This window comes from Humibacillus sp. DSM 29435, from assembly GCF_001758225.1.
Taxonomy (GTDB): domain Bacteria; phylum Actinomycetota; class Actinomycetes; order Actinomycetales; family Dermatophilaceae; genus DSM-29435.
Genome location: NZ_MAST01000001.1, coordinates 119758 through 134680, shown reverse-complemented (window position 1 = coordinate 134680; position 14923 = coordinate 119758). Strand labels below are relative to the sequence as shown.

At 70.6% G+C, this 14923-nt stretch carries 14 protein-coding genes; 12 read left to right on the top strand and 2 right to left on the bottom strand.

The window, feature by feature from the left end:
- Positions 1 to 6: 6 nt before the first annotated feature.
- Positions 7 to 1257 (bottom strand): ABC transporter substrate-binding protein, encoded by a 1251-nt coding sequence (locus BA895_RS00605; protein WP_070189944.1) that lies wholly within the window; start codon positions 1255 to 1257, stop codon positions 7 to 9.
- 296 nt (positions 1258 to 1553) lie between these two features.
- Here BA895_RS00605 and BA895_RS00600 point away from each other — a divergent pair, with 296 nt between their 5' ends.
- The 12 genes from BA895_RS00600 to BA895_RS00545 all read left to right on the top strand — a co-directional run bounded on the left by BA895_RS00600 (position 1554) and on the right by BA895_RS00545 (position 13931).
- The gene (locus tag BA895_RS00600; protein WP_139142453.1) at positions 1554 to 2345 is read left to right on the top strand and encodes an IclR family transcriptional regulator; all 792 of its coding nucleotides are present in this window, start codon (positions 1554 to 1556) and stop codon (positions 2343 to 2345) included.
- A complete protein-coding gene (locus BA895_RS00595) occupies positions 2342 to 3526 on the top strand; it encodes a CaiB/BaiF CoA-transferase family protein (RefSeq protein ID WP_070189942.1) in 1185 nt (394 codons plus the stop codon). Before BA895_RS00600 ends, BA895_RS00595 begins: the two co-directional genes overlap by 4 nt.
- Positions 3523 to 4374 carry a CoA ester lyase gene (locus BA895_RS00590; RefSeq protein ID WP_070189941.1) on the top strand — a complete coding sequence of 284 codons (852 nt, stop codon included), beginning with the start codon at positions 3523 to 3525 and terminating at the stop codon, positions 4372 to 4374. Before BA895_RS00595 ends, BA895_RS00590 begins: the two co-directional genes overlap by 4 nt.
- Positions 4374 to 5207 carry a cyclase family protein gene (locus BA895_RS00585; protein WP_070189940.1) on the top strand — a complete coding sequence of 278 codons (834 nt, stop codon included), beginning with the start codon at positions 4374 to 4376 and terminating at the stop codon, positions 5205 to 5207. Before BA895_RS00590 ends, BA895_RS00585 begins: the two co-directional genes overlap by 1 nt.
- A complete protein-coding gene (locus BA895_RS00580) occupies positions 5204 to 6637 on the top strand; it encodes an MmgE/PrpD family protein (RefSeq protein WP_217493784.1) in 1434 nt (477 codons plus the stop codon). The genes BA895_RS00585 and BA895_RS00580 overlap by 4 nt, the downstream gene beginning before the upstream one ends.
- A gap of 4 nt (positions 6638 to 6641) precedes the next feature.
- A complete protein-coding gene (locus tag BA895_RS00575; protein ID WP_070189939.1) occupies positions 6642 to 8048 on the top strand; it encodes an MmgE/PrpD family protein in 1407 nt (468 codons plus the stop codon).
- Positions 8045 to 8596, top strand: coding sequence for a hypothetical protein (locus tag BA895_RS00570; RefSeq protein ID WP_070189938.1), 552 nt, complete (start codon positions 8045 to 8047; stop codon positions 8594 to 8596). The genes BA895_RS00575 and BA895_RS00570 overlap by 4 nt, the downstream gene beginning before the upstream one ends.
- A 45-nt stretch (positions 8597 to 8641) precedes the next feature.
- Positions 8642 to 8995, top strand: coding sequence for an EthD domain-containing protein (locus tag BA895_RS00565; RefSeq protein WP_070189937.1), 354 nt, complete (start codon positions 8642 to 8644; stop codon positions 8993 to 8995).
- A 53-nt stretch (positions 8996 to 9048) separates the two neighbouring features.
- The gene (locus BA895_RS00560; RefSeq protein WP_070189936.1) at positions 9049 to 9669 is read left to right on the top strand and encodes a hypothetical protein; all 621 of its coding nucleotides are present in this window, start codon (positions 9049 to 9051) and stop codon (positions 9667 to 9669) included.
- Positions 9666 to 10727, top strand: a complete 1062-nt coding sequence (locus BA895_RS00555; protein ID WP_139142452.1) for an LLM class flavin-dependent oxidoreductase — start codon at positions 9666 to 9668, stop codon at positions 10725 to 10727. Before BA895_RS00560 ends, BA895_RS00555 begins: the two co-directional genes overlap by 4 nt.
- Positions 10724 to 12211, top strand: coding sequence for an MmgE/PrpD family protein (locus BA895_RS00550; RefSeq protein ID WP_070189934.1), 1488 nt, complete (start codon positions 10724 to 10726; stop codon positions 12209 to 12211). The genes BA895_RS00555 and BA895_RS00550 overlap by 4 nt, the downstream gene beginning before the upstream one ends.
- Positions 12212 to 12428: 217 nt before the next feature.
- On the top strand, positions 12429 to 13931 hold the full coding sequence (locus BA895_RS00545) for a tannase/feruloyl esterase family alpha/beta hydrolase (RefSeq protein WP_175442214.1): 1503 nt from the start codon (positions 12429 to 12431) through the stop codon (positions 13929 to 13931).
- A 7-nt stretch (positions 13932 to 13938) separates the two neighbouring features.
- Here BA895_RS00545 and BA895_RS00540 read toward each other — a convergent pair whose 3' ends face one another.
- Positions 13939 to 14910 (bottom strand): NAD(P)-dependent oxidoreductase, encoded by a 972-nt coding sequence (locus BA895_RS00540; RefSeq protein WP_070189932.1) that lies wholly within the window; start codon positions 14908 to 14910, stop codon positions 13939 to 13941.
- Positions 14911 to 14923: the final 13 nt, after the last annotated feature.

Here is a 14923-nt window from a genome sequence, read left to right as displayed (position 1 = left end):
GAGGGTTCACGAGGCCGGCGTCGCCGGGTAGCGCGGTGCGGTCTGAGCGAACTCCTTGGGGAAGGTCTGCACGACCTTGCCGCTCTGAACCTGCATGAGGATCGGCGCAGCGCCTTCGTTCTCACCCGTGGGGCCGAAGGTGATCGGGCCCTTGGAAGCGATGAGCGACTTGAGGTTGGTCTGCGCGATCGCGTCGCGCACCTTCGTGGGGTCGGCACTGCCAGACCGTTCGAGCGAGTCGGCAATCACGCGGACAGCGTCGTAGGAGAGCACAGCGGCCGTACGGATCTGGTCCTTGTACTTCGCCTGGTACGTCTTCATCAGCGCCTGCGTGTCGGGGTTGGTGCCATCGAGGTGGTAGTTGGAGTCGAAGAACCCCTCGCCGGCCGCACCGACCTCCCCGGGGAACGTGGGCACGTCGAAGGCCCCGTTGGCCACCCCCCACACCGCGTTCACACCGGGCTTGACGGTCTTGACCGCGTTGGCGACGAGCACCCCGTCGCGGTAGTACCCGGCCACCATCAACACGTCAGACCCGGAGGCCTTGACGGCCGCCATCTGCGTCGTGAAGTCGGAGACGCTAGCCGCGTCGTAGCTGGCCACCGGCCCGATCGTCATTCCGAGGCTCTGCGCCTTCTTGCTGAAGGTGTCCTTGATCGCCGTGCCGAAGGGGCCCTGTTCGTGCAGGATGGCAATCTTCTTGGCCGGTTTGCCGGCCGCCTTCGAGACGTCGAAGAGGTTCTGGGCTCCGTCTTCGGCCAGCACGGTGCCGCTCGGCTGAAGCCGGAAGGAGTACTTGTAGCCCTGCGCCAGAATGGCGTCGGCGCTGGACACGTCGATGACGAAGGGCACCTTGTTGCGCTCGGCGACTGCCGCCACGTTCTGGCTCACGGCGCTCTGGTAGGTGCCGACGATCGACACGGCGCCTTCCTGGATGAGCCGCTGGGCCTCACTCTGGCCGACCTCGGGCTTGCCCTGGGAGTCGGCGCTCAGCAGCTCGAGCTTGGCGCCCCCCATCGACTTGATGCCGCCGGCAGCATTGATGGCCTCGACCGCGAGCTTGGCTGCGTTGTCCATCTGCTGGCCGTCAGCGGCAGAGGATCCGGACAGGGGGTGGAGAGAGCCGATCTTGATCGCCTCTCCGGCGGCCTTCGTCGCTCCGCCTGCCCCGGCCGTTCCCGGGGGGGTCGAGCCTCCACAGGCCGCGAGGGCCAGTGGCAGGGCGAGCGCCAGACCGGCGATCCAGGTCTTCCTCATATCAACTCCAGAGCCTATGTCGTTCCTCAGAACGGAACGGCGGATGACGAGTCAGTCTGGCATCGGCAGTTGGCTCGGTCAAGGGATCGACAGGGAATGGTTCAAACCGTTACGCTCAAACGAAATTGAGGTTCACCAGCCCGATTTGACGGCATCTGACGTATGTTTCTCCCAGCGGAACGCTCAAACTCATAAGCGAGCCGAGCCACGACGCACGCAGGTGCACCACAACCCAGAACGTGACGACACGAGCAGTGACGGCAATGACCGTGACCCGCTTGGCGGCAAGGAGGACGATGAGCGAGCAGTCCGGCACCGAGGCTGCAGCACGGGTCACCGACGTGCTGCTCGCCTTTCTCCAAGGGCCCCGCAGTCTCGGGGTCTCGGCCCTGGCCCGCGAGCTCGACCTCTCGAAAGCCGTCGTGCACCGCATCCTGCAGACCCTCGTGCAACGAGGCCTCTTGACCGCAGATCCCGCCACCCGTGAGTACCACCTCGGCCCGGCCGCTGCCGCGCTGGGGGCGCGGGCTCTTCGCGAGTCAGATCTGCGCAAGGTCGCGATGCCGTTGCTGCGCGAGCTTCAGCAGGCCACCGGAGAGACCACCACCATTTCGGCGCTCGTACCCGGCGGACGGGTCTACCTCGACCAGGTCGAGAGCATCAGGGAGATCAAGATGACCGTCGAGGTCGGGCGTCGCTTTCCGCTGCACGCGGGCAGCTCGAGCACGTGCATCCTCGCCTTTCTCGGGCCCGAGCAGCAGGATGCCGTGCTGCAGGGCCGACTCGAGGCGACCACCGCGCGCACCATCACCGACCACGACCTTCTTCGTGAGCGGCTGACCCAGGTGCGTCTCGCGGGGGTGGCCCAGTCTGACGGCGAACGCCAGGCCGGGGCGGGCTCGGTCGCAGCACCGGTGTTCGGCGTCGACGGCGCTGTTCACGGAGCGGTCTCGGTGTGCGGCCCGGCCGATCGGGTCGGGCCCGTCGCGCGTGAGCGCTTCGTGCCACTCGTCGTCGAGGCCGCCGACCGCATCTCTCGCGGAATGGGTTGGCGCGGCGGACTTCCGACCTCAGGGGGCCGGCCATGACCGCCGCGCTCGCCGGGCTGAAAGTGCTCGACATCTCGACCCTGTTCGCCGGCCCGATGGCCGCCACGATGCTCGGCGACTTCGGTGCCGACGTCATCAAGGTCGAGCACCCGCGCGGCGACCCGGTGCGCTACCACGGTGCGAGCAAAGACGGCGTGGGCCTGTGGGGCAAGGTGGTCGGGCGCAACAAGCGCGGCATCACCCTCTATCTCGGCAGCCCCGAAGGCCAGCAGATCTTTCGCCGGCTGGTCACGCAGGCCGACGTCGTCATCGAGAACTTCCGCCCGGGAACCCTCGAGCGGTGGGGCCTCGGCTACGACGAGCTGAGCGCACTCAACCCCGGTCTCGTGCTCGCCCGCGTCACCGGCTTCGGCCAGTTCGGCCCCTACGCCAAACGACCCGGGTTCGGCACGCTCGCCGAGGCGATGAGCGGGTTCGCCGCGATCACCGGCCAGCCTGACGGGCCTCCCACCCTGCCACCCTTCGGGTTGGCTGACGGAATCGCCGCACTGGCAACTGCTTTCGCGACGATGACCGCCCTACGGGCGCGTGACTCGACCGGCCGCGGCCAGGTGGTCGATCTCGCGATCATCGAGCCCATCCTCACCCTGCTCGGGCCCCAGCCCACGGTGTGGGACGCCCTCGGGCAGGTGCAGGAGCGCACCGGAAACCGTTCGGCCAACAACGCCCCCCGCAACACCTACGCCACGCGTGACGGTCAGTGGGTAGCCGTCTCGACGAGCGCGCAGAGCATCGCCGAGCGCGTCATGCACCTCGTCGGCCGACCCGAGCTCATCGACGAACCGTGGTTCGCGTCGGGCGCCGACCGAGCCGAGCACGCCGACCTCCTCGACGATGCGGTGGGGTCATGGATCGCCGCACGTGACCGCGACGAGGTCGTGCAGGCTTTTGAGCAGGCCCAGGCCGCAGTCGCGCCCATCTACGACGTGCGCGACGTGGTGGCCGATCCGCAGTTCGCAGCGCTCGGCACTCTCGTGCGCGTGCCCGACCCCGAGCTGGGCTCCGTGCTGATGCAGAACGTTCTCTTCCGCCTGTCGGAGACTCCTGGGGCCATCACCTCGGCAGGCCCGTCGCTCGGCCAGCACACCGCCGAGGTGCTCGGTGAGATCGGCGTCGATGCCGACGAGCTGGCCGAGCTGCGACGCAAGGGGGTCGTGTGAGCGCCCCCCGCTCGTGGCTCTACGTTCCCGGCCACCGCCCCGACCGCATCGCCAAGGCCCTGGCGTCGGTGGCCGATGCCGTGGTCATCGACCTCGAGGATGCGGTGCCAGCCGGCCGCAAGCACGAAGCGCGCGACCACGCGCTCTCGGCCCTCACCCGCCGTGACCCCGCGGGCCCCCAGGTGTGGGTACGGGTGAACCCCCCCGTCGACACCCTGGGTCGCACCGACGTGGAGGCGATGGCGCACTCCGGTGTCGACGGGCTACGCCTCCCCCGTTCGGAGGAAGCCGCGGTGGTGCGCTGGGTGGCGCAGACCACCGACCTGCCCCTACAGCTGCTGCTCGAGACTGCCTTGGGGCTGTCCCGTGCCGCCGAACTGGCTGCCGCGCACGAGCGGGTCGTCGGGCTGGGGCTGGGCGAGGCCGACCTCGCCGCCGACCTGCTGGTCGGTTCACCCAGCGGCCTCGACTGGGCCCGGGGGGCGGTCGTGGTGGCGTCGCGAGCGGCAGGCCTCACCTCACCGGTGCAGAGCGTCTGGACCGATGTGGCCGACCTCGAGGGTCTCCGCGCCTCCAGCCAGGCCGGTCTCGCTTCTGGCTTCTTCGGACGATCGGTCGTGCACCCGGCTCAGCTCCGGGTCGTGCATGAGGTCTACACCCCCAGCCCGGATGCCGTGAGCGCCGCCCGCGCGATCGTCGCGACAGCGGCCCGGGCCGAGGCCGACGGTGAGGTCGCGGTGCTCGACGCCGGCGGCCGCTTCATCGACGGTGCGGTCGTGGCCCGCGCCCGGGTCGTGCTCGACCGAGTACCCACCCACGTCACCACCACCGAATCGGGAGGCCACTGATGAGCCAGAAGACGCACACCGGCACAGACGCACTGCTCGCAGCCGTGAGCGCCGGCGTCTCGATCGTCGAGCTGGGTCAGCCCTTCTTCACGGGCATGCCCTGTTCGCCGAACCATCCCGGGTTCCGGATGACCCTCATCCGTCGGCACGGCGACATGGTGCGGCCCGACGGCGGATCGGCCGCCAACGAGATCATCGTCACCGGGGGCCACGTCGGCACGCACGTCGATGCCCTCGCCCACGTCAGCCACGAGGGCCTCATGCACGGTGGCGTCGACGCCGCCGCCGCCCAGGTGGGTGGAGCGTTTCGTGAGCTCGGAGCCGAGCACACCCCGGCGTTCCTCCATCGAGGCGTACTGCTCGACGTGGCCGCGGCCCGGGGGGTCGACGTGCTCGACCCCGGCCACGGCGTGGGGGCCGACGACCTCCAGGCCGCCCTCGACCGCGCCGGCACCCCACTGCGCAAAGGCGACGTCGCGCTCGTGCGTACGGGCTGGTCCCGTCACTTCGACGACGCCACGCGCTATCTGAGCAAGGAGAAGGGGGTTCCCGGGGTGACACCCGACGGGGCCCGCTGGCTCGCGGAGGCCGGGATCGTCGCCACCGGCAGCGACACCACGGCCTACGAACAGATTCCGCCCGGAGCCGGGCACAGCGTTCTGCCCGTGCACCGCATCCTGCTCGTGCAGCACGGGATCTTCATCATCGAGCACCTGGCTCTGGAGGACGCTGCGGCCGCCGGCCTCACCGAGTTCACGTTCGTGATGGCCCCCCTGCGCATCGTCGGTGGAACCGGATCCCCGGTTCGCCCGTTCGCGGCGGTCTCCGCGTGAACCCGCCCGAGGCGTCGGCGCGCACCGTCGTGCAGCAGCTGGCCGACCTCGCCGTCGTCACCCGTCGCGACGGGCTGCCGGCGGGGCTGCGAGACGACGTGGCCCGGCGCGTGCTCGACCTGGTGGGCAACTCGCTCGCGGCGGGGGGCGAGACCTCCGCCTCGGCGGTGACGGCAGTCGTGCGCGGGTGGGGAGGCCCCACCGACGCGACGGCGATCGGCACCGGGCTCAAGGTCCCTGCTGCGGCTGCCGCCCTGGTCAACGGCACGCTGGCGCACTCGCTCGACTTCGACGACACGCACCTGCCCTCAGTGCTGCACCCCTCATCGAGTGTCATTCCCGCCGCCCTCGCCGTGGCCGAGGCCACGGGCGCCTCCGGAGCCGCCCTGCTCGACGCCGCAGGAGTCGGTATCGAGGTGACCGTGCGCCTCGGGATGGGGGGCTACGACGAGTCGCTCGGCAACTCGGAGTTCTTCGAACGGGGTCAGCACGCCACCTCGATCTGCGGTGCTGTCGGGGCGGCTGTCGCGGCGGCCATGGTGACCGGCCTCGACGCCGACGGCATCGCCCACGCGGCGGGCATCGCGGCCTCGATGGGTTCGGGTCTGCTCGAGGCGAACCGTACCGGTGGCACGGTCAAGCGGGTGCACTGTGGCTGGGCCGCTCACGCGGGGGTCGTCGCAGCCGATCTCGCCGCCCACGGGCTGACCGGGCCACCCACAGTGATCGAGGGGAGGTTCGGCTTCCTCCACGCCTTCTGTGGTGACCGGGCCGACGTCGATGCGGTCACCGCCGACCTCGGCGAACGCTGGGAGCTGCCCGGCATCTTCTTCAAGCCCTACCCCTGCAACCACTTCACCCACGCCGGCATCGACGCCGCCCTCGAGATGCGGGCCCGTGGAGTCGACCCCGTCGACATCGTGGCGATCGAGCTCGGAGCCCCGACGGCCGTGCTGCGAACCATCGCCCAGCCTCCGGAGGAGAAGGCGCGCCCGCGGTCGGGCTACCACGCTGCGTTCAGCGGCCCCTACACCGTGGCCGCCGCACTGGTCGGTGGTGCCGGCCTCGGCGTCTTCCACGACGACTTCACCGACGAGGCCGCCCTCGACGAGCAGCGACTGAACCTGGCCGCCCTGGTGAGATGTGTTCCGGATGCTCGGTGCGACGAGATCTTTCCGCACCAGTTCCCCGCCGTGCTACGCGTCACCACGACCGACGGCACCCGCCACGAGGTTCGGGTCGACGTCAACCGTGGCGGGCCCGGAAACCCCCTGACCACCGAGGAGCTCGCGACCAAGGTGCGCCTGAACGCCTCACGGTCGCTCGGCGCCGATGCGGCTGCTGCCGTCGCCGTCGCCGGCCTCGACCTGCCCTCCGCTCCCGACGTCAGCCGGCTGATGAACCTCGTCGCCGGGGCCGGGCGGGGGTGACGACGTGAGCATCGACGGCTTGGCCCGCGCCGTGGCCACGACCTCCTGGACCAGCGCCCCAGAGCCCGTTCGCGACCAGGTCGTCGACCTGGTCGCTGACTGCGTCGCCGTGGCGGCCCTCGGGTCGGGTCGACCCGAGCTCCGTCGCCTCACCGATCTGCACGGCCGTCTCCTCGGCGGCGGTCCGTCCGGCCGCTCGGCCGGCAACGCAGCCGGAACCGCCGACATCGAAGGTGGCGCCTCGGTACTGGGCTCGACCGCCTCATGGCCGGCGTCAACCGCGATGCTGCTGAACGCCACGGCGGCGGCGGCCGACCAGCTTCAGGACGGGCACCGACTCGCACGCGGCCACCCGGCGTCCCATGTCGTGCCCGCTGTTCTGGCCCTCGCCGAGCAGATCGGGGCCGACGGCTCCGAGGTGCTCTCGGCCGTGCTCGCCGGGTATGAGGCGGGGGTCCGGGTCGGGATGGCCATGGGTGGCACCCCGACCGGAGTGCATGACATCGGCACCTGGGGGCAGGTAGCCGCGGCTGCCGCAACGGCCCGGCTGCTGGCCCCCGGAGACACCTCGGCTGCTTCGCGAGCCCTCGAGCTTGCAGCCGGCGCAGTGCTGCTCACCGATGCGACCACCGTCTTCGCCGGCCACTCCGCGTCGCACACCTTCCTCGGCTCATCGGTACAGCTCGGAGCCGAGCAGGGCGTCGCTGCGGTGGCCGGGCTCGAGCCGGCACCGGGAACCTTCGAACGCCATCTCGCCGCCATGGCCGCGGCGGCATGGAACCCTGCGCCGCTGGAGGCGGTGAACGGCTCCTGGCCGCGCTTCGAGGTGCTCCACGGTTACGTCAAGGCCTACCCGACCTGCGCCCACCTGCACGGAGTCAACGACGCCGTCGACGACCTCATGACGGCCGGACTCCACGGCAGCACCGTCGAGTCGGTGGTCGTCGCCGCCTATGGCGGTGCGGCCGTCTTCGACACCGTGGCCGACTCCGAGCTGACTGCACGCTTCAGCGTGCCCACTTCGGTGGCCGTCGCGCTGCTCGACGGTCGTCTCGACGAGACGAACCTGACCGCAGACCGGATCAGCGCCGTGGATGTGCGCGATCTGGCCGCGCGCGTCACAGTCGTGCACGACCCGGCGCTCGACGCGGGGTACCCGGCCGGGCGGCCGGCACGGGTGCGCGTTCAGCTCTTCGACGGGAGCCGACGCGAGGCGACCGCCGGGCTTCCTCGTGGTGACGACGATCATCGATTTGGCCGGGATGCACTGGGAATGAAGGCTACCCGCCTGTTGACCGGAAGGTTCGGCGCCGCGGGCAACACGGTGCTGGCCGCGGTTCACGCCTTGGCGACCGGTGGCGACGCCCGTGCTCTCGGCCGACAGATCCGCTGCGCAGCAGGTGCGCAATGACCCGCCCGGATGCCGCAGTGTTGGCTCTCGCCGAGGGGTTCGTGCGCGACGAGGCCGGCTTCGCGGTGGTGACCACCCTCGACGCCCAGGGCTACCCGGTGAGCCGTTCGATGACTGCCTTCCTCGCGGAGGGCTTCGCCGTCAACCTCGTGCAACGTCGATCACACCGGCGTCTCGAACAGCTTCGCCGCGACCCCCGGCTGCTCGTGGCCTGGCTCGGGTCACCGGCCCCCGGAGCCACGAACGACCGTCCTCACGTCTTCGACCTCGGGCGCCTGCCGGCCCGTGCGGTGATGGTGCGAGGCCAGGCTCAGTTCATGGGCGAGGCGTGGACCTGGGACACCTACGCGCGGGCCCGGGCCGAACAGGTGGCTCGTGGCGATGACCGCGCTCCCGCCCGAGACCGAGACCAGGTGGCGGCCGACCTCGTCGGCATCCGCGTACACCCCTACCGCGTGCGGCTCGAAGGATTCGGCGCCGGAGCCCAGTCGTTCGACTGGCGGGCCGGTGACCCCGTGCTGCGGACGACCATCCGCATCGACCCCTAGGGCGTGGCCCGGAAATCCGACAGACCAACCGAAGCGAGGAGCACCATGAGCATCAAGACCATCCTGGGTTACGAGATCCAGCCGGGAGTCAGCCCCGAGGAGTACGAGGCCTGGCTGTTCGACGTGCACGCTCCCGACCTGCTGGCCAACCCCCACCTCGACCGCATCGTCTTCAACAAGGTGCTGCGACCGGTCCGCCAGGCCTCCGGTGGTTCGGCCGATGTGCCGGAGGGCCTCTCGTTCTACCGGATCGCCGAGATGCACTACGCCGACGAGCAGGCCTACGCCAGCTACCTGGCGTGGTTCGACGAGCACCCGATCCCGAGTGAGCGCGGCCCGGGCGGGCGAACCGACTTCCGGTTCTACCTCGTCACCGAGAGCACCGAGGTGACCCGCTGAACGTCAAGGTTGCCGACTCGATCAGCCGGCTCGACGCCCTGCGGTCTGCGCCCGTGCCAGCCGACCTGACGGCCTGGGCCGACGAGCTCGGAGCCGTCGCTGCCGATGAGACGGGGATGCCCAACGGTCTCGACCTGCTGGGGCTGAGCCGCCGAGCCGGAGTGTTTCCCGCGTTGCTGTGGAACGGGTCCCGAATCCACCGTGCGGCCAGTGCTGCTCCTGTCGTCGAGGGTTCGGTCGATCGCGTCGCTCTTCTCGACGGCTTGACGCTGCTTGCGACTGCCTGCGGCGTCGAACGAGAGTCCTCGATGCTCACCACCGCAGTCGAAGCCGGGCTGAACGAGGCCGAACGGGCCGACACGGTCGTGCAGGTGGCGCAGGGGCCGACAGCCGTCGCCGGGGTGACTCGCTGGGTCACGGCCGCGGCGGTGTGTGCCTTCGTCGCGACGGGTGGCTCCCCCGACCGGAGCTCTTCAGCGGCACGCGCTCTCGTCGATGTGGCGGGGGCCCTCCTTGTGGTGCATCCGCTCACCCGCACCACCGACGACAACGGCCTCCTGCTCGGTCACACCCTGGCTGCCGGCTGGCTGGCGACCCGCCTGCACGCGGTCGGTGTCGTAGGCGTGGCCGAGACCTTCGAGCTGACCGTGACATCGGTTGTCGGTGCGTCATGAGCGCTTCCGTTCCACCCCTGATGCTGAACCTCGCCCGCCGCTGGTCTGACAGCGAGCCGGTCGCGGTGACGCAGCGAGCACTGTCGGCCGGGTTCGACGGCATCGGTCTCGTCGACAGCCCCCGCCTCTTTCGCGATGGGTGGGTCGAGACCGGGCGGGTGCTCGCGAGCACCGACGCCGCCCTGGCCGGACCGGTCGTGGCCAGCCTGGGGCTGCGACACCCCACGACGGTCGCGGGCGCACTACGCACCCTGGAGCAGCACCATCCGGGCCGAGCCTTCACCGTGGTCGGGCGGGGTGAGAGCTCTGTCGCGAACGAGGGCATCACCGCGCCCACTCTTGCCGAGTACCGCATGACGATGCGGTCGCTCCGTGAGCTGCTCCGCGACGAGAGAGGGCACGACCGGCTGCCGGGTCGTCTGCTCGGTGCGGCCTCAGGCCCCCGCACCGTCACCGCGACCGCAGCCGAGCTCGGGGGCGTGCTGCTCGATGTCGGCGTCGACCAGGCGACGGTGGCGCGCGCGGTGCGGCTCGCCCGAGAGACCGAACCCACCACGCGGGTCTGGCTCTTCGTCCGGGCGCTCGTCGTAGACGACCCACGGTCGGCGGCCGCGGCGGCCGCTCCCCTGCTCGGGTCGTGCGCCATGCGGATGGCCAACGCCCCCGACTGGTTCGGCCTCGCTGACGACCAGGTCGCGGCGGTGCGGCGACTGGCCGAGGCCCATGACTACCGTCGCCACGGGGCGCAGCAGCACACCGCCACCGACACGCACGGCGGTGATCACCCTCGCGATGACAGCCGCGATGACAGCGGCGTTGAGGATGACGACGACGTGAGCCGGTTGGTGCGCCGACGCTTCCTGCTCATCGACACTGCTCCGGCCATCGCAGACACGGTCGCGGGGTTGGCGTCAGCCGGCATCGACGGCATCATCGTCGCCGGCGCCCTGCCGGGGGTGCTCGACCGGCTGGAAGCCCTCGGGTCCGCGATGCGAGCCGGCTTGGCCCGACGAACCCCACCCGACCCCACGTCGACCGAGAGAGGCGACCTCGCATGAGCACCCCTCCGACCACCGGCGCCGAGCCCGGTGCAGCAGCCAACGCGCCGATTCGCGATGCCGTCTCCAGGTTCGCTGCCGACACCCGGCTCGCCCAGGTGCCCCCACCCGTCCGAGCGTTCAGCAGTCTGCTGCTGCTCGACACCCTCGGGGCGCTGGCGGGCGGCCTTCGCTACCCGCCGGTGCAGCAGCTCGGCGCCACCCTGGCGAACACCGAGGTCGCAAGCAGGGCAGCCCCTTTCGCGCGACTGATGACCCTGGGCACCGCGGCCACGTGGCTCGACGCCGACTCCGGAGGTTCGTTCCACCCGCAGGGTCACCGGCTGCCTCCGGTGCCGACGGCCCACCCCGCCCCGCACGTCCTGCCGGTGGTGCTGCACTGGGCGGCCGGCCATGACCTCGACGACCTGCGACTGCTCGAGGTGTTCACGGTCGCGAGCGAGATCGGAATGCGCAGCGGCCGGGCATCATCCCTGAGACCGGGTCTGCACCCGCACGGTGTGCACGGCCCGGGCGCCGCGGCGGTGGCGGCCGGGCTGCTGCGCGAGCTGCCCCCCGACCTGCTGGGCCACGCCTTTCTGCTCGGCTCGAACCTGCCGCTCGCGGCCACCCTCGCCGTGCCCATGCGGGGCGGCACCGTGCGCAACGCGTGGACGGGCCTCGGCGCCTACTACGGTGCCAGTGCCGCAGACCGGGTCGCCGCCGGCGCCCGAACCGACGACTCCCTCTACCGACGCCTCTTCGACGGCGCCGTCTGCACCGACCTCGACCTCGACCTCGTCGTCGGTGGGCTCGGGCGGCGCTGGACCCTGCTCGAGAGCTACCTCAAGCCCTACGCCTGTGCCCGCTGGATCCACCCAGCGCTCGATGCCGCCCGGGCCGCTCTGGCTGACCTCGCACCGTCGTCGTCATCGCCGCGTCACGACCGTTGCTGCGACACGGCCCCCGGCCCACACCGGCCTGCTCCCCTACAAGCAGACGACGTCGAGAGCATCGAGGTCGAGACCTTCGCGTTCGCGGCCTCACTGTCGCAGGTCGACATCGGTTCTGACATGCAGGCCCGCTTCTCACTGCCGTACTCCATGGCCGCCTTGCTGGTCGACGGGGTTCTCGATGCCGGCTCCTACCTGCCGGAACAGCTCCGTCGTGACGACGTGGCCGCCCTGGCCCGGCGGGTCTCTCTGCACGAACGGGCTGACCTGAGCTCGGCTCTGCCTCGCGAGCGGCCCGCGACGGTGACTCTTCGGTTGCGCGACGGGCGGAGCGGGCGAGGCGAGGTGCGAAACGCGCGCGGCAACCCGAACGACCCGTTGTCGGTCGATGAGGTCGTGGCCAAGTTCCGTGGCAACGTCGGCGGTCTGCTCTCACGTGAGATGGCTGACGAGGTGGTGGGCGCCGTGATCGAGGCGGGGTCACCGACCGCACCGGTGCCGTCGCCGACTCGGGCTCTGGCCGCGGCGGCGAGAGTGCTGCTGGCCGGCTGACCAGCCCCCGTTCCCCCTGACGGTACGACCGGTCCGATTCGGCTCGCTGGGCGGAACAGCGACGAAACTGCTTGCACCACAACGACTCCACCCCCTTGACGCGAGCTGCCAGCTGCACTCGACTGTGGGGGTGTCCCCGGGTCAACATCCCGGGGAACGGAGCCTGGGAGCCCATATGCGCCGCCTGAAGCCCGCTCGACCGACCACCCTCCGTGCTGTGTTCGCGACGGTGCTGAGTCTTCTGGTCGCCGTGGGAGCCGCGGTACCGACCCAGGCCGGTCAGGCCGGCCCGGCTTCCCCCCATCCGGGCCGGCCGTCGGCAGTGCTGCGCGACTGCGGCGCGATGATGGGCCAGACGGTGAAGGTGGAGCGCGGCACGGCCCGGGTGACCGCTGCAACCACGGTGCCCGCTACGGGCACCGACGCGGCCCTCTGCGAGCTCTCCGGCACGATCAGTCCCAGCATCCACTTCACCCTGCGCCTGCCGACCGAGGCCTGGAACGGTCGGTACTTCCAGACCGGGTGCGGAGGCTTCTGCGGCGCGGTTCCGATCGCCTCGTGCGGTCAAGCGCTGTCGCGCGGCTTCGCCGTGGCGGCGGAAGACACCGGTCACGTCGGTGGCTCGGGTGACGGCACGTGGGCCCTGAACAACCGACCCGGCGAGATCGACTTCGGCTACCGCTCGCCCCACGTGACCGCCCAGGCCGGCAAGGCCCTGACCAAGCGCTTCTACGGCACGCAACCGGCCTACTCGTACTTCCAGGGGTGCAGCACCGGTGGGCGCCAGGCACTCTCCGAGGCTCAGCGGTATCCGCACGACTTCGACGGCATCGTCGCGGGCGCCCCCGCGCTCTACCAGAACTATCTCGCCACGCTGTCCCAGGGCTACCTCGAGACGGTGAACCGTCGGTCCGACGGAACCGTCATCCTCACGCAGGCCAAGGCGAGGGTGCTCTCGGCTGCGGTCCTGGCGCGTTGTGACGGCAAGGACGGCCGCCTCGATGGTGTCGTGACCAACCCCGACCGGTGCACGGTCGACCCCGCCGTCGTCAAGTGTGCTTCAGGCACCGACGAACCCACGTGCCTGACGGGCGAGCAGGTCAGAGTCGCGCGGGCCTTCTACGCGCCCCCGGTCGACAGCCGTGGCCGCACGGTCTACCCCGCCGGGCTGGCCCGAGGATCAGAGGCAGGCTGGCCCGGGTACTCGATCGGCACCGACACTGCACTCTCCGGTGGCGGCAACTACGCCCAGGAGGTGCTGCGCTATCTGGCGTTCCGCAGCGACCCCGGCCTGACCTACAACCTGTTCGACTTCGACCCGGCCCGCGACGCCAAGAAGCTCGACTACATGGCGCGCATCTACAACGCCGACAACACCAACCTCCAGCCCTTCGAGCGCGCGGGAGGCAAGCTGATGATCTACCACGGCTGGGCCGACCCACTCATCACCCCTGGAGGCACGGTCGACTACGTTCGCGACGTCATGGCCCGGGCCGGCGGTCACGCTCAGACCAAGGGCTTCATGCGGCTGTTCCTGCTCCCCGGCGTCTACCACTGCACCGGCGGCCCGGGTGAGGACACCGTCGACTGGCTCACCGACATCCAGCAGTGGGTCGAGAAGGGAAAGGCCCCGAAGCGCGTCATCGCCACGAAGCGCGCCGCCGACGGGTCAGTGACCAGCACCCGGGTCGTGCGCGAGTACGTTCCGACCGCCCGCTGACCTGAGGCTAGACGGTCAGCGGGTTCGCGACCTCGAGCTGCTGATGGTCGATGAGCCAGCGCACCGACTCGAGCACTGCCTCGTCTGGCTCGTAGCGCGGGGTGTACCCGAGCACGGTGCGGGCCTTGTCGATACTGAGGCAATGGCTGCGCATGAGGTGCTCCCAGCTGCAGTCCGCGTGCTCTTGCGCGGTGCCGGCTCGGAACGCCTCCCAGGTGACCGAGCTCAGCTCGACCCTCTGACCGAACCAGGATGCCGCAGTCTGCAGGTAGCCCCGCACGTTGAGAGCGGACGGGGCGACGACATCGAAGTCCTCACCGGCAGCGGCATCACGGTGGCCGACAGCCGCCTCGAAGGCCTGGGCGACATCGTCGGCGTGGACGTGATGCATGGTCTCGGCGCCGATCCCGGGAGTCTCAACGGGCTGACCGGCCGAGAGCCGTTGCCACACCGTGGGGTCGACGTTGCCGAGAGGACCGATGGGGTGCCAGCCCGGCCCGACGATGTGGCCCGGGTGCAGCGACGTGGTCACCAAGCCTCCAGAGCTGGACTCCTGCTTCAGCATCGCGGCGATCGCCGCCTTCGCGATGCCGTACTCGCCGACCGGCGGCGCGCCGTTCTTCTCGGTGACCGGCAGCCTCAGGCTGGGACCGTGACGCCAGATCGAGCCGCAGTGCACCAGGTGCCCGGTGTGCCCGCGCAGCCCCTCGACGAGGCCCGTAGCCGACTCGAGCGTGAAGCAGACGAGGTCGATGACGGCATCGGCCTGCAGCTTCGCGACCCGGGTCGGGAAGCTACCCGCCTGGTCCTCCTGGACCCGGTCCACGGTGACGTGCTGCACCTGCGCGGACGCATCGTCGTCGACGTAGCCGGCTTGCTGCCCCCGGCTGATGCTGACCACCTCGTGGCCGGCGCGGACCAGCCGGGGAAGCAGGAAGCTACCGATGTGCCCGGTTCCGCCGATGACGACAACTCGCATGCCCTCACCCTAG